Raw genomic sequence first — 22,632 nt, 5'->3', positions numbered from 1 at the left:
GTTTAGACAGAAACCTGCACGTGTTTTTCAATCCAGGCTTGCATCATATCTTCCATCAGGGCCAGAGGAATCGAGCCCCGAGAAAGCAATTGGTCGTGGAAATCCTTCAGTGAGAAATTCACTCCCAAGCGCTTTTCGGCTTCACGACGCAGTTTCCAGATTCGGATATCCCCCATTTTATAAGAAAGGGCCTGACCGGGCAGCACGAGATAGCGATCAATTTCTGACCAGGTATCTAAATCACTGTTGGCAGTATAACGGCTCATATACTCAAAGGCCTGTTCACGGGTCCAACGCAGGGCATGCAAGCCCGTATCCACCACCAAACGGCAAGCCCGCCAAATTTCAAAACTCAAAGCGCCGTAATGGGCATAGGGGTCTTCATAAAAACCCATTTCATGCCCCAGACTCTCGGTATACAATGCCCAGCCCTCAATAAAAGCTGTGCAGTCAAGGTGGTAGCGAAAATCTGGCAAATTTTCAATTTCCTGCGCCAAGGCCAATTGAAGATGGTGCCCAGGCACCGCCTCGTGCAATGACAAAGCGGCCATGGTATATTTCGGGCGCGAAGGCAAATCATGGGTATTGGCATAGTAAATGCCCGGGCGTGAGCGATCCATGGGCGGGGGATAATAATAGGCCTGGGGAGCAGCTGCTGCACGATAGGCTTCAATTTCTTTCAAAACACAGGGCGATTGCGGCAATTTACCAAAGAGAGAGGGCAATTGGGCTTCAGCATTTTCTAAAAACGCCTGGTAATCCCGAATCATTAGCTCTTTGTCGGTATAGTAAAATTGCGGATCCGAACGCAAAAAGGCATGAAAACCGGCTGAATCTTCGGCATCAAAGCCACACTGTACCCGCACCTTAGCCATTTCAGCTGAAATCCGTTCAACTTCAGCCAAACCAATTTCATGAATTTCCTGGGCCTTGAGACCCGGATAGGTATATTTATCGATCAGATACTGGTAACGGGCTTCTCCATCGGGCAGGGCCCAAATCCCCGGCCCTTCATGGCAGGCCGGCGCATATTCATCACGTACAAAATCATGAAGTTTTTGGTAATGCGGCCGAATTACGGTTTCAATGATCGAACGAATTACCTCTCGTATCTTGGCCTGAACGGGTTCAGAAAGCTGGCTGGCATTAACCCGAAAGGGCTGGTAAAGAGGCATTTCCTCAAGCGGAAGATCTTTAAAATGGGCGAGTTGCTCAAGCGTGTGGCCAATAATCGCCTTGGGCAAAACAATGCCATGGCGCATGCCGATGCGCAGATTGCCGATCGTATCATCCGCCTGCTTGGCAAAATCCCGCAGTCTGGCAAAATAACGTTCATATTGGTCAAAGGTGCTCAGAGGCTGAATTTCCACCAATTGTGGAAAAGTCAAATGAATCCCTTCCTGTTGATCGATCTGCAAATAATGCGTTCCAAATTCATAGGCTTGAATATCTTGCTGAAGCATCATTTCAAACAGATCATAGTTGATTTGATCGAGGGGGTCTAATGCCTCACGCGGCAGTTTTTTCAGGGTTTGCAAAAACTGTAGATTTTTCTGGTTGCGGCTTGCCGCCGCTTCTTCCGAGAGGTCCGTGAGCTGATCATCAAAGCGATGATCGCCGTCATAGGTTGCCCATTCAGGGTAATTTCGGCGTTTAAATTCGTGTTGCTGCTTAAACAGCGCATTCAATTCATTTTGAACGCGGATTTTTTCCTGGAGAGGATTAGATGATTTCATAGGCATCCCTTCAGCACTTAATGACCTCACCATACCGCAAAGCAGCATGTCTGGAAAGCGTTTTGGTGGCGAAAGCTGCGGTTTATAACGGCAAGACGAGGGCTTCTGCGTTAAGATAGAGGAGATCTCCCACAAAGGAAAAAACAATGAAAATTCATGCAAAAGCTCCCAACCGTATCGATCTGAGTGGTGGAACCCTGGATATCTATCCTCTTTATGTCTTCCTGGATGGCGGATACACGCTCAATGCGGCCATCGATCTGTATTCCGAAGTCACACTGACACCGATTCCTGAAGATCATTTTTATTTCTATTCAGAGGATCTGGATCTCAAACGCGATCTCAGCCGCGAAGAACTGCAAGCCGGTTTGCCTCAAGGTGATTTTTTTCAGTTATTGGTTGAAATCGTTCGTTTTTATGAACCTGCCACCGGCCTGAAGATTTCTACCCATAATCAGGCCCCCAAAGGCTCAGGCTTAGGCGCCTCTTCTGCTTTGCTGATTGCCCTCAGCGGGGCCTTAAACCAATACAACCGCAGTTATATGGATGGCGAGACCCTGATTCACTATGGCGCAGACCTTGAAGCGCGCTCGCTGGGCATTCCCACCGGAAAACAAGACTATTATGCAGCCCTGTATGGGGGCATCAATGCCATACATTTTGGTTTGAATGGCATTACCCACGAGAATCTGGAACTGACACCCTCCTTTATTGAAAAACTGAATCAATCCCTTGTGATTTCTTTTACGGGTCAAAGCCATTTTTCAGGCACCAATAATTGGAATATGCTCAAAGCGTTTATTGAGGATCAAGGCAAAACACGTGAACATTTGCATGCCATTCGTCAAACTTCAGAGCGAATGCTGGATGCCTTAGAATCCGCAGATATGGAACATCTGGTTCAGCTTTTAGACGAGGAATGGAAAAATCGCAAAGCACTTGCTGAAGGGGTCAGCACGCCGCAAATCGATGCCATGATTCTGGCGGCGAAAGAACAAGGGGCCTGGGCCAGTAAGATTTGTGGAGCTGGAGGAGGGGGCTGTATGCTGACCCTCTGTCCGGCAGAATTAAAACCTGCTGTAGAAAAAGCCCTTCAGGAAAATGGAGCGACGATCATGAAACAGCAAATTGCCCCCTTGGGTTTGCAGGTCAACGTCATTTCAGATTAACGCTGAGTGCGAAAAAAGAGTTCTTCTGACTCACGTACATAGACAGGGGCGGGGGCAACTTCAGGCTGCTCTGGGTGGTTGTGGGCAATAATCCAGACCACCATTCCCCCTGTCAGGAGAAAAAAGGTAACCTCAGAGAGGTGATAAAAAATATCCATGAAGCTTTGCCTTTCTGTTAGCAATGAACCTTACTTAAATTCTAGTGCCAGATACGATTTGCTGCGATGACCCCAGCAACATGAATAATGTGCGCTGAGTCATAGGACGAGAATCTCTCAAAAAAGTTTCATTCTGTATACTTTGTCATTCTAAAAAAGTCAGAGAGCTTCAGTTCAAGGCCTATACAGCGAGCCCCAAAACGACAGCAAACACAAAGACTTATTCAAACTCAATAAATTCAAGACAGAAGAAAAAATATTTTAGATTCAAAATTATTCTTCTGCATACATCGCTTAAACAGTATACATGTGTATTCTAATGCATACACTTTTGATTTGCAAGAGGGGAAGAAAAATATTCAATTTTGAAAAATAATATTCGCTGATTTGTATTGAAATAGAGTTTTTTATGTTACAATAAAGTTACAAATAAATTCTGAGAGGTGAAACATGACGCCCACACATCATCCTGTTTCACATGACAATTCAGAGGTATTTAACCCCAACGCCTACGAAACAAGTTATGCACTTCCGAACCCTGCCGGTCAGCCCCTCCATCACCCCGCTCGATTTGATTCTCAATTCCTAATGAAACTGCTGCTTATTTTCATGTTCAGTGCATCTTTTTTCCCCTTTTTAAGATGGGTCAAGATCCAGAGTGATCAGTGGCATACCTTGCCCTCAGCCCTTATCTTGCAATTAAAATAAGGGCATTCATACACTCGCCAGCAATCCCACTTGCTGGTTTTTTTCATGAAGAGCATTCCCTTTGGGCCACCCAGCCCTGGAAAACAAATCTCTTAACTAAAACTGTACTAAAATGATGGCAGTTCGATCTGGAGGATTACTATGGAATATCGTTATCTTGGAAAATCTGGCCTGAAGGTTTCTGCTCTTTCTTTTGGCTCTTGGGTGACCTTTGGCAATCAAATGGATATCGCCTTCGCTCAAAGCAGCATGGAAGCAGCCTATGAAGCGGGTGTCAATTTTTTTGACAATGCTGAAGTCTACGCCAATGGCCAATCAGAAGAAATCATGGGCCAAGTCTTGAAAAGAACAGGTTGGAAACGTTCTGATTTGGTCATTTCAACCAAAATATTCTGGGGTGGCCCTGGCCCCAATGATCGCGGTCTGTCACGTAAACACCTGCTGGAAGGCACCGATGCAGCCTTGAAAAGAATGCAATTGGAGTATGTGGATTTGCTCTTTTGCCACCGACCAGACCCACATACCCCGATCGAAGAGACGGTAAGAGCCATGACCCATTTGATCAATCAAGGCAAAGCGCTTTATTGGGGAACAAGCGAGTGGAGCGCAGAACAGATTCGAGAAGCCGCCGCGATTGCAAAACAGGAACACCTGATCGCCCCCACCATGGAACAACCTGAATACAATATGTTCCACCGCGACAAAGTTGAAAAGGAATACATGGGTCTTTACCGGGATCTGGGACTCGGAACCACGATCTGGAGCCCCCTGGCAAGTGGTTTGCTGACCGGAAAATACAACCAAGGAATACCTGAAGGCAGCAGAATGTCGCTTGAGAATTTCAGTTGGCTGCGCTCGAAGTTTGAATCTGAAGAAGGCCGGCAAAGACTTGAAAAAGTACGCCAATTGGCGCCTTTGGCAGAGGAACTGGGAATCAGCATGGCCCGACTGGCTTTGGCCTGGTGCTTAAAAAATCCTTTTGTCAGCACCGTGATTACAGGAGCCTCCAAGCCCGAGCAAGTCAGCGAGAATATGAAAGCCCTCGATGCCGTTGCACTCTTGACCCCTGATGTCATGCGCAAAATTGAAGAGATTCTGCAAAATGCGCCTCAACCCGATCAGGATTTTAGAGGCTAAATAGAGCGCAGGCCGCTGCCATTCAGCGGCCTGTTTCTCTGTGGCTTTATCTGAAGTATGCAATATCGTCCCAGGCCTTAAAAAAGACATGGGTATTGTTATTGTCGATCAGCGCAACCGCAGCATCTTTGTTACGAGAGTAATCCTGGCTGCGGCTCTGATTAAAATAGAAAAGTTGAGCGGTGCTGCGTCCCATGCCCTTGCGGTCGATGCCATCGACTTCAGCACTCAGCCGGTTCATGCCTGAGAACAAATCCTGAGACACTTCATAGGCCAATTTTGTGGCGCGGTAGGAATTGCCATCAGCTTTTAATTTGCCATTTAAAAAAGCTTGATTCTGAGCCTGATTGTATTCATAAAAGGTTTTGCCATTCGGCATTTTGCGCCAGACAATTTCAAACTGACCCTTCTCTTTGATAATTTCAGACAGGGATACGGGCTTAAATTTTGCTTCAGGAACACCTTGAGCCTTTTGAAGCGCCGCTTTTTTTAAATTTCTTCCCAGCGCGCGGTTCATCATGACAGAGGCCACTGCAAAATAACTGTTATAGTCAATCTGGCTGGCAGCCATACCACTTTCGCCCGTCACAGCAGGAACCAGGGCAGATAAATTGGCTTCACTGTTCAATTTAAAATGCTCAATCAGCGTGCGACGGGAAGTACTGTCATTTAAAATCTCATAGACTTTGTTTTCAAATTCAGTGGGCTGGGTCAGAACCCCCTTGGCATTGAAAAAGCCACTCAAATCCTGGATCATGTCTTGGGCTGAGCGCGGGGTGGTGGCCCGCTGCAAATCGGCAGCATTCATTTCCAATTGAACAGGGATCTGTTTGTGGCCATGGGCTGGGGTATGGGCCAGATAATTGAGTTTATCACTGGCCAGATTAAATTCTTCTGAAACAGCATCTAAATCAATCGTTTTAGGGGCTTCTTTTACTGCCTGATAATAGGGATCATTCTGAATATTCGCAGCGACATCGTCCACTGCGAAAAGGGTATTGACAAATCCAATCCCAAATTGATTTTGAAAGTCCTGTTTGACCTGGTTGTATTCACCGGCTTTGACACGCGCTGCCAGGTTCTGAAAAAAAGCACTGTCGACTGTTTTTCCTTCACCTGAGGCGGTTGGCAAAGTAATTTTTGCATGGTTTTCGGCCAGCACAGCCGAAACCTTTTCAGCCCAGGCCGGTAACTGCGTTTTAAGGGTTTGAAGGGTGAGGCCAGGATGAATATCAAAGCGCTTATTGACCTTCACGGCATCATCGTGGTCAATAATGTTTTGCCCTGTGCGCTGTTTATCGGGGGTTTTAAGAAAATGTTCAAAATCGCCTTGATGGCCCATAAGTTCCTGGAGCAAGGGAGAAGAGGTAGCTTCCAGCGGGTTGGAAACTTCAGGCGATGGTTTGCCAGGGGCCAGGGTAATATACGAAAGCGGATTTTGATTGCGATAGGCATTCAGCGAAGCACCGGGCAAGACCTGAGACTTCGCCTCCGACTCTGAGGCAGGAAACAAAGCAGAAGGCAATTTGATCGTCATGCCAACCGTCAATTGATTGGGGTGAGTCAAGATATCCTGATTGGCTTTAAACAATTCCATATACAGATTTGAATTGCCAAAATATTTTTTAGCAATCGTGCTGAGCGATTCGCCACGTTTTACCTGATGGGTTTCAGGATGCGCGGGTGTTTCCAGTGAAACATCCGTTAAGGCAGATCCCTGAGCGGTGCCCGCATTCAGTTGATCGAACTGTTGAAAAAGAGGTTGTGCTGGAGAAGGGGTGACTTTATTAGTTTGAAAAACAGGCGAAAGTCCGCCAAACGCAGGGGTCGTTGGGGTCACTGAACGGCCATCTATTCGGCCCATCTGAAATTGCCTTCTTTCACACAAAATCATGCGCAGGTAGCGCAGCTTTCAATTTCATCCGATCAAATTCATTATCGGAAAAAACAGTTAAATCTTGTCACTTCAAGCCGAGTATAAGCGATAATAAAGTATATGTCTATTCAAATTGATCGCTGTGTCTGTTTCCAGAAAACATTTAATGAATTAAAAGCTTTGGCGCTGGAGCAAGGCATTCGGGAAATTGAAGCACTGCAGGAAAGCATTCTCTTTGGCAAAAAATGTAAACTTTGCCATCCGTATATTCGTGAGATGCTCAAAACAGGTCAAACTGAATTTTACAGCTTGCTGACAGATTCAAGCTGAGGTAAACAGATTCCAACTTTCAGCCAAAGCAAAACTCTGGGCTTTCTTGAGTTCAGAACAAATCCGCAACAAATCTTCAATTTCAATTTCAGCCACTTCGTACTCAGGTGAATCGGATTCGCGCTCATCCAATTCGTATTCGCCAGATTCCCCGGAGGAATCTTCCTCTTCAGCTTCTTCCAACTCATCAAGCTCAAGCTCAGATTCGGCCTCTTCTACTTCGCCTTCGGCCTCAGGCCCTTCAGCTTCAGAGGTTTCTTCGGTTGCCGAGGTTTCAGCAACTTCAGATGATTCCTGAGGAGCCTCGGTCTCTTCCGTTTCCTCTGTTTCTTCTGCCTCCATGAGTTTGCCAATTTCTTTAACCGCATCCAAGGAGGCGGTATGGCTTTTACTGAAGGAGGTTTCGCTTACATCGCGCATCGGCGTTTGATTGAACGCTTTGGCTTTGTTTTCGTCTTTGGGAGGCGCTTCCTTGGACTGGGCGGCAGCCGGAGCCTCTGCTTTTTGCTGCTGCTGAGCAGGTGCAGCCCTTTGCACCTGTTGGGGCATTTGAATCGGAGCAGGCGAATTAAAGGAAGAACGGATCATTTTCAGCCCTTTCAGGTGTTTTTATTATTCTATCAAAGGCTTGGGGATCATTTCTAGTCAGCGAAACAGGGGAATACCCCTGCTTCGCTGAAAAAAGTGCTTAGGCCTGTGCGGCACGTTGCAGAAGTTCTCTGTATAAATGCCAGTGTTCAGGCACAGCAGGATTGTCTTTGACCAGACGTTCACTGAAATACAAAGCAGTCGCAGGTTGCCCCAGTTGATGATAGGCCTGAACCAATTTTTCAAAAATCCAAGCCCGTTTGGGGCGACTGCCCAATAAATCAGGTTTCAAAGCGAGCCGGTCAGACAAGGCGAGAGCCAACTCATAGCCTTTCAAGGCCTCATCCAGCAAACCCATACTTTGCGCGGCTTCAGCCCAAAGTAATAAAACTTCAGGATCCTCACAGAACTCCGGTTTGACTGCTTTATAAATGGAACGGGGATCTCCCCGCTTCAATTCAATCCGCCAAACCCCTTTCTGAAGGGTGGCATGGGCGGATGAGTCTTCGGCCACATGCTCTAAACCCAAACGATAATAATCAAGGGCCTTGTCCCAGTTTTCAGCCTGTTCCTGGGCCAAACCTAAAATCAGATACATGCGTTCAGACTCCTGGGCCTCAGGGGCTTCAGCCAGCATGCGCTCCATCAAAGCCGTATCCCGCTGCAATTTTTGCTTTTCCTGCCTGATTTCTTCCTGGTATCCCCGGTGATAAATCGGCAAACCCTGAAGATGCACATAGACCATCTCTGAATGCTGGGCATGGGTTAATAGTTCGTGAATTCGGCCTTTAAATCTCAAATCTGGCGAATTGGCAAAGAGGCGGGGAACAGGCAGGGTATCCTGGGCAGTCTCCTGCCCCTCTTCATCCAAGGCCACCACGGAAAAGACATAGGCATCCACTTCTGGACGGTGGTGTGCAAGATATTGGCGCAAACTGGGGATAAAGCCCACAGGCAAATACTCATCAGCATCCAAAACCAGAATCCAAGGGCAGGTCGCCTGTTCAAGCGCAGCATTTCGGGCCTCGGCAAAATCATCATGCCAGGCTTTTTCAAACAGGCGCACCTTTTCAAAAGAACGGGCAATCTCTCGGGTCTGATCGCGTGAGCCCGTATCCACGACAATAATTTCATCGACCTGATCCGCAAAACTTTCAAGGCAGGAAGGCAGGAAACGTGCTTCATCCTTGACAATCATACAAACACTGATTTGAATTTCAGGCTGGGCGTCAGCATTCAAAAGCATTTCCTGCATTTGCGCCGATGGCAGACTCTTTGCTTTTTTGATCAGTTTATGGGTATCCCAACCTGCCACCAGTGAGGAAGGCTCTGAAGTTTCTTGTTCAAGCAGCAGCCGCATCTGATTTTTGAGCAATTCAGTTTCAACTTCCCACCAGACCTTGACGGAAGCCCCCTCGGGATCGCCACTGGAATGACAGTGGCTGGGCAAATAGCCCATGGGCAAGGTGCTGAGCGGCAATCCTGTGACCAGATGTGAAAAGTCACTGTCGAGAATTTCTTTCAAAAGTTCAGAAGCGGGTTGCAAACGGGCGGGAAGCAAAAGACAGGTTCGATGCGCCAAAAGCGGAAGTGCTTGTTTGAGCTGAACCACAGCGGGCAAAAGATCCGGCGTAAATTTCTGCTCCGCCCAATTGCGCGCGCGTTCAATCGCAGGAGCGGCCTCACCGTCGGGAACCACCAAAATGACATTGTCACCCGCTACAAATTCCTCATAAAAAGCACGAAGTGCAATATCTATGCCGTTTTCCCATGTGGGTGAAAGCGGAAAAAGGAAGACAAAGGGCGCTTCGGGCGCAGCGTCTTCCTGCACAGGCCCAGGTATAGAGGGCATACCCGGCAAACCGGCAGGAATTTCCTGAAGTTGGGCGAGCGCTTTTCGTGCCGGGGCAAAACGGGGGTTTTGCACCAAGATCTCTTCAAACTCCTCACAGGCAGCTTCAATTTTGCCCTGCATGACCAAAACCTTGCCCAAATCCATTCTGCTCTCAATAAAATCGGGTTGAACCTGCAAGGCCTGGCGGTAATATTTTTCTGCTTCAAGATAATTCTGTTGGGCAAAATAACTGAAGGCCAAATTATGCCAGAGCATGGCTTGCCCCGGCAACCGCAGCGTCAGATGTTGCAAAAGCATGCGTGCTTCGGGATATTTGGCGGCCCGCAAGAGCAGCAGGGTATATTCCAATACCACGGAAAGCAGCATGGGATTTGAAGACTGGCTAAAAGAAACCTGCGCATCCGATTTGATTTCCTGCAGCAGCATTTCAGCAAGGGCAAGCGGTTCAATCTCTATTGCCTGGCCTGAAATAGCAGCCAAAGCGACGCGCATCCCCGGGGTAAAACCAGGCAAGGCATCAAAACGAAACAAAACTTCCTGAAGTTCAGCATAGTGTCCGGTTAAAAAGGCTGAGCGTAAAAACTGAGCCGCCAAATGCGGGTGATCCGGCAGGGTTTTTCTGGCTGCCACAAAGGCATGGTAGGCCTGACTGAACTGGCCCTCTTCCAAATAAATCTCACCCAAACCCAACCAGGGTTTCCAGCTGATATCCGGCTTTTGTACCAAGGGATTGTTCAAACTCAGATTTTCATCGTCGGCCAATTCCAGCGCCTTTTGAAAACACTCTCGGGCCAACTCTTTTTCCTGAACCTGACGGGCCATCACGCCCCTTAAAACCCACAAGCCTGGTTGCTGCTCAAGCTGGGGATATTTTTGACGAAAACGATCCAATTGTTCAAAGGTTTCCTGTTTCAGGCCTTTTTCCCAGAGCACTTTCAATTGGTAAAGCCGCGCAGCCAGCTGGCTGAAGCCCTGTTCAGAGACTGTGTCGGCCTGATCAACCAAGGCTTGGAAGAGCGAAACCGCCAGACTGTCGTTTTGACGTTCAAAGGCCCGAATCGCAGCCAAAAGTCGGATTCTGGCATCGGGTGCAGGCTCAGTCAGAGCAGCATCCAGCAGCGGGCCCACCACCTCTGGGCTGCGTGACCAGGAGATTTCTTTGGCTAGCAGTTTGCCCCATGTGCTCAAATTGGAACGATCAGCATGATCTCGAAACAGTGGAAAAAAACGTTGCGCCGCTAAACTTGCATCCTGAGCGAGGAAAATCCGCGCTTCAGAGCTAATTTCACGTGGTGTTTCACAAATCCAATCCTGAGTATCCAAAGCTCCAGAGGCCAGCAAACCAGGAAGTTTGTCCCCTAATGCAGCCTGGGGCTCTTCGCCGGGGTGCAGCCAGAGCACATGGCTGTGCTGAAAATGTTCGGCTGCCTGTTGCCAGACCTGGCCCCAATGGTTTTCCCAACTGAGAGAAAGCGTCTCACAGCCAAAAGCTTTGGCAAGCAGCAAAGATCCATCTGTACTGCCAAAATCGAGGATCAAAATCTGAGCGACCTGACCATTCAAAAGATCAAGGCTGCGTTTCAGCAGCACTTCATCATTGCAAACCGGCAAACAAACAGTTAAATCAAGCATGGAGAGAGCCTTTCCTTAATGAAAGCGAAATTTATTGATCCTGGGGCGTAAACTCAGCCACAATCGGCAGATGATCTGAAGCCCAGTAGGCCTCAGGAGTTGAGAGTATATGCACCGATTTTGCCCGATACTCTGGCAACATGGCTGGAGAGACGAGAATATAGTCAATCCGGGAGCGGTATTTCTTGGGGTGATAACTGAAGACCGTGGGTTTGATGCCCAGATCCGCTGCGGCAATATCCTTTAAACCCACCGGATTCTTGGGGCTCAAAAGGGGTTTTAAGGGCAGAGAATGGGGTTCATCATTGAAATCACCCATCAAGACAAAATTTGCTTTGGGGTCTTTTTTCTGAAAATCAGCCAATAGCGTCTGAATGGCCTGCGCTTCGGCCTGACGCACCGTATCCGATTCTTTGCCCCCCAATTTGGATTTGAGATGGGTGGCAAAAACAGTAAAACGGTAGCCCGTATCGGCTTTGAGCGTGACCTGAAGCAAATCGCGGCTGAATCCGCGTTTGCGGTTTTCAACCTGGAATTTATAATCCTTGTGGGTGACCTGGGATTCCACTTTTAAACGGGTTAAAAGCGCTACATCAATCCCACGGGGATCATTGCCTTCGATCAAAACGGGTTCAGCATAGCCCATATCTTTGAGGTATTTATCCTGAAACGCTTTCAGGGTTTTTAAAGATTCGACCTCCTGCATGACCACAACATCAGGGTTGATCTGGTGCAGGGTATCGGCCAGGGCGCGGAGTTCTTTTTTGGGCTTGGCCCGCTCTTTTTTATTGCGGGGATTGTCAGGAATTCCATCAAAAAGATTTTCGACATTGTAGGTCGCTATCACGAGGGGTTTTGCAGGAGCTGCCTGCAAACAGGCCACACTTGAAAAAAGCAGCAGGGGAGCCAGCAAACCGGCAAGAAGCGTTTTCATAGGGAAAAACCTCAGATCTTCGATGCTTCTGTATGATACCATCTGTGGCTCAGGCCTGTGCTCGGGTCTGAGTTTAACGGAAGATCTGCCGGATCACCTGCTGTTTGATCGCGCCATAGGGAGGATAGCGAACCGGCAGATCCATTTTCAATTGGCGCTGCATCACGCTCTTGCGATGAGAAAAGGTATCAAAACTGGCTTTGCCATGGTAGGCCCCCATGCCACTGGCCCCCACCCCACCGAAGGGCAGATGGGGTGAAGAAAGGTGTACGAGCGTATCGTTGATACAGCCCCCACCAAAGGACAAACTCTTCAGAATCCGTTCCTGGCGGGCCTGATTTTCTGAAAAGAAATAGAGCGCCAGGGGATGGGGGCGCGCCGCAATCGCCTCAATCACTTCCTCCAGATCGGTATAGGCCAGCACAGGCAAAATCGGGCCAAAAATTTCTTCCTGCATGATTGGGTCTTCCCAACTCACATCATCCAGCACCGTGGGAGAGAGATAGCGCTCAGAACGATCAAAACGTCCGCCTACCACCACACGCCCAGCGTTTAAATAACCCGTTAAACGCTGAAAATGCCGTTCGTTGATAATTCTGGCAAAATCTGGACTTTGAGAAGGGTCAGGCCCATAAAAAGCTAAAATTTGCGAGGAAATCTCAGCAATCATTTCAGCTTTTTTCTCTTCGGGCACATAGAGATAATCAGGTGCGACACAGGTTTGGCCAGCATTGACAAATTTACCCCAGGCAATGCGGCGCGCAACCAGGCTGAGGTCTACGTCGTGGTCCACAATACAGGGGCTTTTGCCCCCCAATTCCAGCGTTACCGGTGTCAGATGGCGGGCTGCTTTTTCCATGACGATCCGCCCCACAGCCGTACTGCCGGTAAAAAAGATCGTGTCGAAACGCTCCTCAAGCAAGGCCTGGGTTTCAGGCAAAGCGCCCTCAATCACACAGATATGCGCGGGGTCAAAACAGGCTTCAACCAAAGCCTTGACCACTTTGCCGGTGGCAGGTGTAAACTCTGAGGGTTTTAAAACTGCACAATTGCCTGCAATCAAGGCCCCCAACATGGGCCCCAGCAATAACTGAAAGGGGTAGTTCCAAGGCGCAATGATCAGGGCCACCCCATAGGGTTCGGGGTAAATCATGCTTTGGGCAGGCTGATGCACCAGCGGCGTTGGCACCGTTTCAGGCTCCACCCATTGGGGCAGGTGTTTGATAAAATGGCTGATTTCATCCAAAATAAAGCCGACTTCAGTGGCATAGCCTTCAAAGGAAGGTTTGCCAAAATCCTTGCGCAAAGCATGCAATATATCTTTCTGGCGGGCGCGAATCTCGCTTTGCAGCCGCAGCAGCGCTTGCAGTCTGAAATCCAGGGAACGGGTTTGACCCGAATGGAAAAAAGCTCTTTGTGCTTGAACTTTTTCAGCAATCTGTACCGGGGTAAATGTTTCAGACATGTGAAGCCTCCGAAAAATTGAGTTCAGTCAGCAAATTAGCCTCTGCCAGGGAATGGGTCTGAACATCTGGCAGGGTTTGGCGTATCAGGCCTGAAAGGACAGAGCCCGGCCCGGCTTCCAGCATCAGGGAAGAAAATTGCGCAAGACTGCGCACACTGGCTTCCCAGCGAACAGGAGAGAGTAGGTGCGTGAGCAGTTTTTGCCGGAAAGCCTCAGGTTCGGTGGTCATCTCACCATCCAGATTGGTGACCACCGGAAAACGGGCAGGCTGAAATGAAAGCGCTTCAATCGCCTGACTCAAGCGCTTTTGAGCTTCTGACATCAAGGGGGAATGAAAAGCTCCACTGACCTTCAGCGGCACAGCCCGCCCCCATTTTTGCATGCGAATTTCTGCAGCCAGGGCTTCGAGCGCGGCTTTTTCACCCGAAAGGACACATTGGCCGGGGCTGTTATAATTGCCAATTCCCACTTGGTTTTGCCATCTGGGATCGGCCAGGAGCGTCTCAATTTGAGGCAGTTCAGCCTTGACCACGGCCACCATTGCGCCAGGGTTTTGTTCACAGGCCGCCTGCATGAGTTGGCCCCGCAGCGCCACCAGTTGCAAAGCAGCTTCAAACCCGAGTACTTCAGCAGCAGCCAAAGCGGTATATTCGCCCAGACTGTGACCCGCAACGGCTTGAGGCAAAACGTCAAATTCCGTTTCAAGCACTTTGAAAATGCCATATCCCACGGCAAAGAGTGCCGGCTGTGCAAATTCAGTACGGGTCAGGGTTTCAAGCGGGCCTTCAGCGAGGATTTGCTTGAAAGGAAACCCCAATATCGCTTCGCTTTGGGCCATGATTTGCTGATACACCGGAAATTTGGAATAGGATTGCCCCATGCCCAGGGCCTGAGAGCCCTGACCCGGAAAAACCAAACAAAAAGGGGGAATTGAATTCATGAACGCTCCGCAAAAATATTCTGGACTGTCTTTCAGTTTAGCAGATAGCGGGACTTTCAACCGCTTGAAATATGGGTTTTCAATCTATATAATCATTAGCAACGCCAAAGCTGGAGCACTTCATGTCACCGCCCCATCTGTTTCTTGCCTTGAGTTGTTTGCAGGGTCGCCCAATGCAGGCTGCCGCCGAAGAATTGCTACAGCTTTCTCCAGCGGGTCTGCAACTAACCCCTGGCAATGCGCCCACCACAAACTTCGCAGACTGGCTTGATATTCAGGGTTTGCCAATATTGAAACATCATGGTTTCTGCTGGCAGGCCTTGCGTCAGCCTGTCTGGAACGGTCAAGGCCGCTGCCGTGTTTCATCAGATTCAGTACATCCCCCCCAAACTCACGACCCCTGTGCAACGATTTGGTGGCAAAGCGTTGAAGCAAATCCTGATGTTCAACCGATTCTCGAAAGCATGTACCCAGGTTACTTGCTTGGAACAGGCCAGGAATTGGAATTGGCCATGGATTTGGGGCTGAAACTGGCGGTAGATATCTCTCACCTTCATCTTCAGCTCTGCCAGGGCGTATTGAAAGATCAAACCCTGAAACGGCTTCAGGCCTATGAAGCGATCAGCGAAATACATCTTTCAGAAAACAATGGCAGGCACGACAGTCACCGCCCTTTGCAGCGGCAGAGCTTTGGCCTGGATTGGGCTCTGGAACGGGGGCAAGAAATTCCGCTGGTTTTAGAGGCCTATTTTCACAGCTTGAGCACTGCAGAGCGAGAGGCACAACTTCATTTGATTCGGGGGGAAAATTGATGCCATTTGGAACTGTCGAACAACCCTATCTGAAAGTCGCTTCAGCTTTGCGTATGCAAATATTAAAAGAAGATGTATTTCCTGAGATTGAGTATAACTTCAAACAAGATCCAAAGCTAAACTCGGTGCTCATGCTCTTGGGGCAATTCTGGAATGATGAAGCAAATGATGCAGTACAAGCGCGGTTACTTTATTCAGAATTGGAAACACCGGATCTGAATGCCTATTTTCAAAGTTCTGAACTGGATCAACCCGATAAGGTGAATCGCAGCCAATGGGATCCTGAACAAGCATTTTTTGAGTTGGATTATGTCAGTGCTTGGGATCCAAACTATAGGGGGATTATCGCCTTCGCCTGCTTTTGCAAATCCCAGGGTTCTCAAAGCCAGGCTGAAAGAGATCTATTTACATCCTATGCTCTGTTCAGGAAAACAGAACAAGCTGTTTTGATGGAGGTCATTGGCCGAAAATACCAACCCTGGTTGGAGGGTATTCGCCCTGAATGGGATGCAGATGCAAAAGTAGAAGAAAAAAGTCTGAAAACCTGGCACTCACTTTTTAGACAGAGCTTAAAATTTCCTGTATCAGTCAACTATGAGCCCCGCTATAAAACATCACAAAAGGGCCTGAGTTGGCTTGAACTCGCCAATTTATCTGAATGTTTAAAAGCGGGAAAACTGATCGCAAAAACAGATCAAGGCAAACTTGCCCTGAAAGATTTGAGGTGGAAAGATCCCCGTGATCCAGCTCTGTTTTATGAATATTTGTCCTGGCAATCGAAACAGATTTTGCTTCTAAAACCCATCTCCGAATTCAGCCACGGTATCTTTGAACTTATCGAGTGAAGCTCCGTCACTGCCCCCCCCTTTTGGGGACAGTGAGTCACGCCATCAAGCTCAAGCAAAGCCAAAGGCCCTGAATCATTTGAGGGCTGAACCAAGGGTCAAATTTTGAATATACGTTCAACAAGCTTCGTTTATGCTTTATTTGCTGGCATGGTTGGCCACATAAGCCCCGATCATACAGGCAAAAACAGCAGCCATTTTCAGATCAGGATCTTCGCCTTTCATGCTGTCGCTGATATTCCAATCATTCCATTGATCTGACCAATTGGCTTTCACACGCATGCTTCCAGTTGAGCCCGAGATATTCCAATCGTTCCATTTATCCGACCAATTGGCTTTGACCCTTAATTTGCCATTGGGCCCAGAAATCTCCCAATCATTCCATTTGTCCGACCAATTGGCTTTGATACGGATACGTTTGGAGCCTGCTTTTAAGGTCCAGGCATTCCATTGATCTGACCAGTCGGCATCTATCTCGCCTTTCCCTGTCGGCAAACGATAAGACCAGCCAGAGATTTTATCTGACCAATCGGCCTTCAGTGAGCCTTTGCTGCCATTGATGTCCCAGGCATTCCATTGATCTGACCAGCTGGCTTTTAAACGTGTGAATTCAAAGGAATTGATTTTTTCTGCCAGCTGATAGGGAGATTCGGCGAGAACAACCTGCGCTTGGGAGTTCGTTGGTATAGCCACTGCCTGCGGTGAGGATTTCATGGGAAGGGTCTGCGGTTCAGGCTGGATTTGGGCACAGGCACTGTTAGACAGCCAGAGATAAAGCAAGAGGCCAGCAAAAGTTTTGTTCATGGTGGAGTCTCCTTAGCAATCAATTAAGTGATTATTTTTGATAAAAGACTTCGTTTTCAGCAAAAATCGTGAAGGGAATGCTTTGTGAGTAGTAAATACTTTATCACAGCCAGCCAATTTTAGGGTACCGAAGAATAACGCTGAACGGAACGGTCTGCGGTATAATGCACTCACTCTAAAATCATGCTCAAAGCTCAAGATGAGGCGTAAATGAAAAAACTGCAAGACAAAGTCGCGATCATTACCGGCAGCACCCGTGGCATCGGCCGTGAAATCGCACTGACCCTGGCCAAAGAAGGCTGCAATATCGTGGTAACCGGCAAAACAGCTGAGCCTGACCCCAAATTGCCTGGCACGATTTACACTGTGGCTGAAGAAATCGAAGCCCTGGGCGTCAAAGCCCTGCCTGTTCAATGCAATGTGCGTGAACTCGAAGACATTCAGGCCATGGTAGAGAAGACTCAAGCCACCTTTGGTCGGATTGATATTTTAATCAACAATGCGGGTGCCCTCTGGTGGCGTCCCCTAATGGAAACCCCTCCCAAACGCTTTGATCTGGTCATGGATATCAATGCCCGTGCCTCTTTCTTTGCGGCCCAGGCCGTGCTTCCCAGCATGATCGCCCAGAAAAGCGGCATGATTATCAATATGTCACCCCCGATTGATCTGGATCATGTGCCCAACCGCATTGCCTATATGATCAGCAAATACGGCATGACCATGTTGGCCCTGGGTCTGGCAGAAGAGATGCGGGAACATGGCATTGGCGCCTGCTCGCTCTGGCCTGTTACCTTGATTGAAAGTCAGGCCACCATCAACTGGGGGCTGGGAGATCGCAAACTCTGGCGCAAGGCCAGCATTATGGCCGACGCCGTGCTCGAAATTGTCAGCCAAGATCCCCTGACCTATTCAGGCCAGGCCTTGCTCGATGAACCGCTCCTGCGCGGGGCGGGGGTCACCGATTTTGAGCAGTATGCCTGTGTTCCCGGCAGCGAAATGCCTGATCTGAATGAGATGTGGGAGCACGCAAAATCATGAGTTCATCACCTTTGCCCCTGGATCTGCCGGAAGCACTGCAGGGGTTTCGTCTTGACCATATTGGCGTCGCAGTCAAAAGCCTGGAGCAGGCCCTGCCTTTCTGGCAAAGCCTGATGGGTCTGGAAGTCCTCAAAAGCGAAGAAGTGCCCACTGAAAAAGTAAAGGTCGCCTTTCTGAACACGGGTGAATGCCATTTGGAACTGCTTGAACCCACTTCAGACGAGAGCCCGATTGCCAAAGCCCTCGAAAAGCGTGGCCCTGGAATTCATCATGTTTGCTTGAAAGTACAGGGGCTGCCAGAATTGCTCGAAAAATTGGAGGCAGCCGGAGTACAGTTGATTGATAAAGTGCCCAAACCTGGCGCCAACCACAAACGCATCGCTTTTGTTCACCCCAAAGCCACCGGGGGAATTTTACTGGAACTCAGCGAAGACATGCCGGAGACAAAGTCATGAAAAAACAAGCCCTGATAGTTTGCGCCAGTGCAGGACTGCTGCTCAGTGGTTGCGAAAAACTCGATATCAGCCCACTGGTCAACAGCCTGGTCAACCCTTTGAAAGGAGACGGCAATATTCAAGTCGAAGAACGTCCCCTCGATGGAAAATTTGAGAATCTGGATATTCAAGCTCCGATTGAAATCGAGTATACGCAATCAGATTCCGATAAAGGTTTAAGCATCCATGCCGATGCGAATATTTTGCCCCTGATTCAAACCAGCGTGAGCAATAACCGCCTGCTGATCAAACTGGCCCAAAGCTACAATACGGCCACGCAAAGTAAAATGATACTTAAAGGGCCTGCTTTGAGTGACGTGCAGATTTCGGCCCCCGCCAAATTCTCGATGCTCGGCCTGTCAGGCAAAGAGCCCCTGAGCATGGAGATTACGGCACCGGCAGAGGTTTTGCTTTCGAACCCCAACTGCTCAAGCTTTAAACTCACAGCAGGCAATGCTGCGGTGATTGAAATTCGCTCCATGAATATCGGGAGTTTTGAGGCAAAGCTCTCAGACGCAACCAGTTTAACCGCCTATGGTACCCTCGAAAGCCTGAATTTGAGTGGTGTTGGAGCCAGTCGTATTTCAGCCTTAAACCTGATCGTGGGCGAAGCGACCCTCAAACTTGAAAAAGCCAGCAAAGCCAGTCTGACAGTGAACCGACGCCTGGATGTGAATTTGAGCGATGCTTCCGCTATGGAATATGCAGGTTCTCCTCAGATCAGCTCCCAAGTTTCAGGAGCCTCTACCCTCAAAGCTCACTGACCAACTACCCGTTCGCTGGGGGATACGTTAAAATAATTTTCATGCAGATTAATCATTCCTCAACGGGTTCGTTGACTTCAGAAGCCATGTCAAAGATTACACCGGGAGCCTCAAAACCCCGTGTCGTCTTTATTGTCTGTGAAGCAGGAGGGGGGCATCACAGTGCCGCCCGCGCGATTACGCAGGCCCTGCACCACGCCTATCCCCACCAATTTGATACGGTAACGGTCAATGTTGAAGATATGATTGGCCCCTTTGGTCGCTTTTTGGGCACCGTTTATGTAGGCTCCTATAATCTGGCCCTGCAACACGGCCACTATTGGCTCGAACCCTGGATTTTTGGAAGTTTAAGTGGTTCCCGCACTTCGCTGCTGCCCTTTGGGGTTCCCCATTTTCGCAAAGCACTCGCAAAGCTCAAACCCGATATGGTGGTGATGTTAATTCACGGTGCGCATGAGGTCATGAACGCAACCCTCCAGCGCGACGGCTATATTCCCAATCTGACCGTCGTCACAGATGCCGTCACCATTCGAGATTCCTGGGTTCACCCCTATTGTGATCAAATCATCGTCTCCACCCCCGAAGCCCGTGAAGCCTGTATTCAGCATGGCGTCGAAGCGCAGAAAATCGAAATTCTCGGGCATCCAATGGATATTCGCTTTTCACAGCCCCTGCCCCCGCGAGAGGTCTTGCGCAAACAATATGGTTTGGCAGCCGATCGTTTTACCCTCTTGATTATGATGGGGGGCTCAGGTGGCAAAAACATTCTGCGTTTTTCAGAGATGATCGCCGCCAGTCAACTGCCTGTTCAGGTGCTGGCGATCTGCGGCAAAGATCAAAAACTCTTTCAACAGATGCAGGAATTTGCAAGTCAGGCTCCAATTCCGATTCACCCCTTTGGTTTCACCACTGAAGTTCCCAGTTTAATGAGTATCTCAGATGCTGTAATTACCAAACCTGGCCCAGGTACGATTATGGAGGCCATGGCCTGTGATTTGCCGATCATTCTCGATGACAGCAATTACACCATGTACCAGGAAAAAGGCAATGTGGATTTCATTCGTGACAATGGCATCGGTACAGTCATCGACGAGTCCTCAGAATTGATCCCGGCTATCCGGAATTTGATTGAAAATCCAGCCGCTTATCAGGCCATGCGTGAAAATATTCGCAAGAACAAACGTGTCGATGCGGGTTTGCGGGTTGCCGAACAGATTCACACCCGCCTGGCGCATCCTGCCCGAATGTGGCACCAGGAATAAACCCTGTCCCGCTCAAAACCGATTCATGGAGGCTTGAGTTTTTTCAGCGCTTTGGTTATGCTGTGAAAGCCAGTCTTCTCGCTGCTCTGGTAAATTTGCGAAAAGAGGTTCTGGATCGTGTCCTTGGATGAAGCCGTCATCAGCGCTGTCATGGCAAGTGCGTTTAACCCTTGTCTCTATTGTGTTCCAGTACACGATACAGAAGGCAAGATACATGATTTTGAGATTGAAAACCTCAATTCCCAAGCTGCAGAGTGGCTGGGTATTTCCAATGAAGTCACAGGGCCTTTGCGCTTGCGCAGAGATTTTCCTGAACATATTCCCGATTCGATTTGGATGATCTATCAACACGTCATGGATTCGGGAGAACACAAGGAATGGACTTACAATCTCTCAGACAACCCTGATTTAGCGGCGTATGAAGTCAAACTGGTACGCTTACAGCAGGGTCTCTTGCTGAGTTTTCGGCCCGAAGAACACCCCACCCCAGGACAAACGCTGGAGCAACAGCTGCAAAAAATTCTGGCTGAAGAAGCCGCAGAAGGCATGTTGGATTGGGATTTAAAATCTGGCGTTGCCCGCTATTCTCAGCGTCTGAAAGTCATGTTGGGCTTTGGTCGCATCGCTATTCCTCAAATTATTCAAATCTTTTTCAATGCCCTTTCACCCGCAGAAGCAGAGCCTGTTCAAAACCTGATTTGGAACGCCATTAATGGGGACGAGAGCACGGTTGAACACCGCACCCGCTTTATGCACCAGGATGGCTCCCTGATTACGCTCTGGTGCAGTGGACGCATTCTCAGAAATGCGGAAGGAGAGGCTTTGCGGGTGGTTTATGTTTTTCGGGATGAAACCCTTGAAGCCCAGCTCAAAGAAGATCTTCAACACCAGCAGGAACTTCTGCAGCTCTTTGTAGACGCCAGTCAGGATGGCTTCTTTGAGTGGAATCCCACCAACGATACGATCTATTTTTCTTCGCGCTGGAAACAGATGTTGGGTTATGTGCACATGGACAATGATTGGAAGAGCTGGAAATTATTTTTACCCGACGCCCAAACCACCTGGTTATCCGAACTCAAAGACAGCATCCAAGCAGGCGTTTTACCGGAGTCTCCGGTTCTGCTCAAGCTGAATCACCGCGAAGGTCACCAAGTTTCGATTATTTTGCGTCTGAGCGGCAAGCAATTGCCTGGAGGAGACCACCCCGGCCGTTTTATTCGGATTTTGGGATTGGGCACCGATCTCAGCATCTTAGATCAAGAAAGTCCATGACCCATTGGTTCTTTTTAAGGGGCTTGATTCGAGAGTCAGGCCATTGGCTTCAGTTTCCCCGCCAATTCAAACAAGCCCAGCCAGAGTCCGATCTGCATTTTCTTGAAATTCCCGGCACAGGTCATCGTTTTCAAGAAAAAAGCCCCACTTCGATTGCGGGCATGGTAGAAGCCCTTCAAGCAGATTTTTTAAGGCAGAATTCCGAAACTTCAGCCAAACCCTGGATTCTCTCGATCTCTTTGGGGGCCATGATCACGCTGGAATGGTTGGTGCGCTATCCAGACCAATTTGCAGGGGCTGTACTGATCAATACCAGCCTGCGCGGGCTCAGCCCCGTGCATCATCGCCTGCAACCGCATAATTACCCCTGGATTCTGCGCCTGCTACTGGTCACCCGCGACCTGGAGGCCAGAGAGCGTCATCTGCTCAGACTGGTCAGCAATGAACCTCACCACCATTTGATTGCTGCCTCTAAATTTGCAAAGATTCAGCATATCCGGCCCATTTCACGCGAAAATGCCCTGCGCCAACTCTACGCAGCCTCACAGTACCAACTCGGAAGCAAACCCAAGCAAACGCCGATTTTACTGCTCAATTCCGAAGGGGATCGTTTCGTCAACCCTGAATGTACACGCGCTTTGGCAAAATTTCTTGAACTCCCTTACCAGAGCCATCCCCATGCCGGGCATGACCTGCCCCTGGATGCTCCAGAATGGGTGATTGAAAAAATTCTCGATTGGCAAAAATCGCTGAGAGCCAGCTGAAACGCTTGGATAATGACCCTTCTCACCCCAAAATCTCTCTGCCCCAGCA

At 48.9% G+C, this 22,632-nt stretch carries 20 protein-coding genes; 12 read left to right on the top strand and 8 right to left on the bottom strand.

Features of this window, described 5'->3' with window-relative positions; all coding sequences use genetic code 11:
* Positions 1–2 precede the first annotated feature (2 nt).
* Complete coding sequence (locus tag COW20_16155; protein ID PIW46452.1) at positions 3–1,784, bottom strand: DUF885 domain-containing protein; 1,782 nt, start codon at positions 1,782–1,784, stop codon at positions 3–5.
* A 98-nt stretch (positions 1,785–1,882) separates the two neighbouring features.
* On the opposite strand from COW20_16155, the gene COW20_16150 reads away from it, so the two are divergent.
* From COW20_16150 to COW20_16140, 3 genes are all read left to right on the top strand, one after another.
* A complete protein-coding gene (locus COW20_16150; protein ID PIW46451.1) occupies positions 1,883–2,905 on the top strand; it encodes a hypothetical protein in 1,023 nt (340 codons plus the stop codon).
* 608 nt (positions 2,906–3,513) lie between these two features.
* Positions 3,514–3,771 carry a hypothetical protein gene (locus COW20_16145; protein PIW46450.1) on the top strand — a complete coding sequence of 86 codons (258 nt, stop codon included), beginning with the start codon at positions 3,514–3,516 and terminating at the stop codon, positions 3,769–3,771.
* 141 nt (positions 3,772–3,912) lie between these two features.
* Positions 3,913–4,908 carry an aldo/keto reductase gene (locus tag COW20_16140; GenBank protein ID PIW46449.1) on the top strand — a complete coding sequence of 332 codons (996 nt, stop codon included), beginning with the start codon at positions 3,913–3,915 and terminating at the stop codon, positions 4,906–4,908.
* A gap of 46 nt (positions 4,909–4,954) precedes the next feature.
* Here COW20_16140 and COW20_16135 read toward each other — a convergent pair whose 3' ends face one another.
* Positions 4,955–6,802 carry a hypothetical protein gene (locus COW20_16135; protein ID PIW46448.1) on the bottom strand — a complete coding sequence of 616 codons (1,848 nt, stop codon included), beginning with the start codon at positions 6,800–6,802 and terminating at the stop codon, positions 4,955–4,957.
* Between the two features lie 108 nt (positions 6,803–6,910).
* Here COW20_16135 and COW20_16130 point away from each other — a divergent pair, with 108 nt between their 5' ends.
* Positions 6,911–7,114: a (2Fe-2S)-binding protein gene (locus COW20_16130; protein PIW46603.1), complete on the top strand. Its 204-nt coding sequence runs from the start codon at positions 6,911–6,913 to the stop codon at positions 7,112–7,114.
* On the opposite strand, the gene COW20_16125 is transcribed toward COW20_16130, so the two are convergent.
* The 5 genes from COW20_16125 to fabD form a co-directional block, all read right to left on the bottom strand.
* Complete coding sequence (locus COW20_16125; GenBank protein ID PIW46447.1) at positions 7,106–7,702, bottom strand: hypothetical protein; 597 nt, start codon at positions 7,700–7,702, stop codon at positions 7,106–7,108. The two genes, COW20_16130 and COW20_16125, sit on opposite strands and share 9 nt — an antisense overlap.
* 100 nt (positions 7,703–7,802) lie before the next feature.
* Entirely contained in the window at positions 7,803–11,189 is a 3,387-nt protein-coding gene (locus COW20_16120) for a hypothetical protein (GenBank protein PIW46446.1), read from the bottom strand.
* Positions 11,190–11,220: 31 nt separating this feature from the next.
* Positions 11,221–12,165 carry a hypothetical protein gene (locus COW20_16115; GenBank protein ID PIW46445.1) on the bottom strand — a complete coding sequence of 315 codons (945 nt, stop codon included), beginning with the start codon at positions 12,163–12,165 and terminating at the stop codon, positions 11,221–11,223.
* A gap of 31 nt (positions 12,166–12,196) precedes the next feature.
* On the bottom strand, positions 12,197–13,588 hold the full coding sequence (locus COW20_16110) for an aldehyde dehydrogenase family protein (protein PIW46444.1): 1,392 nt from the start codon (positions 13,586–13,588) through the stop codon (positions 12,197–12,199).
* Positions 13,581–14,528 carry a [acyl-carrier-protein] S-malonyltransferase gene (gene fabD / locus COW20_16105; GenBank protein PIW46443.1) on the bottom strand — a complete coding sequence of 316 codons (948 nt, stop codon included), beginning with the start codon at positions 14,526–14,528 and terminating at the stop codon, positions 13,581–13,583. Before fabD ends, COW20_16110 begins: the two co-directional genes overlap by 8 nt.
* A 122-nt stretch (positions 14,529–14,650) precedes the next feature.
* Between fabD and COW20_16100 the strand changes: the two genes are divergently transcribed.
* Together COW20_16100 and COW20_16095 are read left to right on the top strand one after the other, a co-directional pair.
* Positions 14,651–15,340 carry a hypothetical protein gene (locus COW20_16100; protein ID PIW46442.1) on the top strand — a complete coding sequence of 230 codons (690 nt, stop codon included), beginning with the start codon at positions 14,651–14,653 and terminating at the stop codon, positions 15,338–15,340.
* Positions 15,340–16,185: a hypothetical protein gene (locus COW20_16095; GenBank protein ID PIW46441.1), complete on the top strand. Its 846-nt coding sequence runs from the start codon at positions 15,340–15,342 to the stop codon at positions 16,183–16,185. Before COW20_16100 ends, COW20_16095 begins: the two co-directional genes overlap by 1 nt.
* A gap of 138 nt (positions 16,186–16,323) precedes the next feature.
* On the opposite strand, the gene COW20_16090 is transcribed toward COW20_16095, so the two are convergent.
* Complete coding sequence (locus COW20_16090; GenBank protein ID PIW46440.1) at positions 16,324–16,989, bottom strand: hypothetical protein; 666 nt, start codon at positions 16,987–16,989, stop codon at positions 16,324–16,326.
* 210 nt (positions 16,990–17,199) lie between these two features.
* On the opposite strand from COW20_16090, the gene COW20_16085 reads away from it, so the two are divergent.
* The 6 genes from COW20_16085 (at position 17,200) to COW20_16060 (ending at position 22,583) form a co-directional block, all read left to right on the top strand.
* The gene (locus tag COW20_16085; GenBank protein PIW46439.1) at positions 17,200–18,027 is read left to right on the top strand and encodes an SDR family oxidoreductase; all 828 of its coding nucleotides are present in this window, start codon (positions 17,200–17,202) and stop codon (positions 18,025–18,027) included.
* A 35-nt stretch (positions 18,028–18,062) separates the two neighbouring features.
* The gene (gene mce, locus COW20_16080) at positions 18,063–18,482 is read left to right on the top strand and encodes a methylmalonyl-CoA epimerase (protein PIW46602.1); all 420 of its coding nucleotides are present in this window, start codon (positions 18,063–18,065) and stop codon (positions 18,480–18,482) included.
* Positions 18,479–19,285 (top strand): hypothetical protein, encoded by an 807-nt coding sequence (locus COW20_16075; protein ID PIW46438.1) that lies wholly within the window; start codon positions 18,479–18,481, stop codon positions 19,283–19,285. Before mce ends, COW20_16075 begins: the two co-directional genes overlap by 4 nt.
* A gap of 41 nt (positions 19,286–19,326) precedes the next feature.
* Entirely contained in the window at positions 19,327–20,547 is a 1,221-nt protein-coding gene (locus COW20_16070; GenBank protein ID PIW46437.1) for a hypothetical protein, read from the top strand.
* Positions 20,548–20,664: 117 nt separating this feature from the next.
* Positions 20,665–21,819, top strand: a complete 1,155-nt coding sequence (locus COW20_16065) for a hypothetical protein (GenBank protein PIW46436.1) — start codon at positions 20,665–20,667, stop codon at positions 21,817–21,819.
* Entirely contained in the window at positions 21,816–22,583 is a 768-nt protein-coding gene (locus COW20_16060; protein ID PIW46435.1) for an alpha/beta hydrolase, read from the top strand. The genes COW20_16065 and COW20_16060 overlap by 4 nt, the downstream gene beginning before the upstream one ends.
* Positions 22,584–22,632 lie beyond the last annotated feature (49 nt).

The organism is bacterium (Candidatus Blackallbacteria) CG13_big_fil_rev_8_21_14_2_50_49_14 (genome assembly GCA_002783405.1).
In the GTDB taxonomy this organism is placed as follows: Bacteria; Cyanobacteriota; Sericytochromatia; order UBA7694; family UBA7694.
Note: the sequence above shows the minus strand (reverse complement) of the source record. Positions and strands in the feature narration are given on the sequence as shown.

Coding starts and splice junctions, on each gene's coding strand:
- COW20_16140 (PIW46449.1), top strand. CDS start 3,913: ATGGAATATCGTTATCTTGGAAAATCTGGCCTGAAGGTTTCTGCTCTT.
- COW20_16100 (PIW46442.1), top strand. CDS start 14,651: ATGTCACCGCCCCATCTGTTTCTTGCCTTGAGTTGTTTGCAGGGTCGC.
- COW20_16150 (PIW46451.1), top strand. CDS start 1,883: ATGAAAATTCATGCAAAAGCTCCCAACCGTATCGATCTGAGTGGTGGA.
- COW20_16155 (PIW46452.1), bottom strand. CDS start 1,784: ATGCTGCTTTGCGGTATGGTGAGGTCATTAAGTGCTGAAGGGATGCCT.
- COW20_16110 (PIW46444.1), bottom strand. CDS start 13,588: ATGTCTGAAACATTTACCCCGGTACAGATTGCTGAAAAAGTTCAAGCA.
- COW20_16070 (PIW46437.1), top strand. CDS start 19,327: ATGCAGATTAATCATTCCTCAACGGGTTCGTTGACTTCAGAAGCCATG.
- COW20_16120 (PIW46446.1), bottom strand. CDS start 11,189: ATGCTTGATTTAACTGTTTGTTTGCCGGTTTGCAATGATGAAGTGCTG.
- COW20_16090 (PIW46440.1), bottom strand. CDS start 16,989: ATGAACAAAACTTTTGCTGGCCTCTTGCTTTATCTCTGGCTGTCTAAC.
- COW20_16075 (PIW46438.1), top strand. CDS start 18,479: ATGAAAAAACAAGCCCTGATAGTTTGCGCCAGTGCAGGACTGCTGCTC.
- COW20_16115 (PIW46445.1), bottom strand. CDS start 12,165: ATGGTATCATACAGAAGCATCGAAGATCTGAGGTTTTTCCCTATGAAA.
- COW20_16145 (PIW46450.1), top strand. CDS start 3,514: ATGACGCCCACACATCATCCTGTTTCACATGACAATTCAGAGGTATTT.
- COW20_16085 (PIW46439.1), top strand. CDS start 17,200: ATGAAAAAACTGCAAGACAAAGTCGCGATCATTACCGGCAGCACCCGT.
- COW20_16060 (PIW46435.1), top strand. CDS start 21,816: ATGACCCATTGGTTCTTTTTAAGGGGCTTGATTCGAGAGTCAGGCCAT.
- fabD (PIW46443.1), bottom strand. CDS start 14,528: ATGAATTCAATTCCCCCTTTTTGTTTGGTTTTTCCGGGTCAGGGCTCT.
- COW20_16095 (PIW46441.1), top strand. CDS start 15,340: ATGCCATTTGGAACTGTCGAACAACCCTATCTGAAAGTCGCTTCAGCT.
- COW20_16125 (PIW46447.1), bottom strand. CDS start 7,702: ATGATCCGTTCTTCCTTTAATTCGCCTGCTCCGATTCAAATGCCCCAA.
- COW20_16135 (PIW46448.1), bottom strand. CDS start 6,802: ATGATTTTGTGTGAAAGAAGGCAATTTCAGATGGGCCGAATAGATGGC.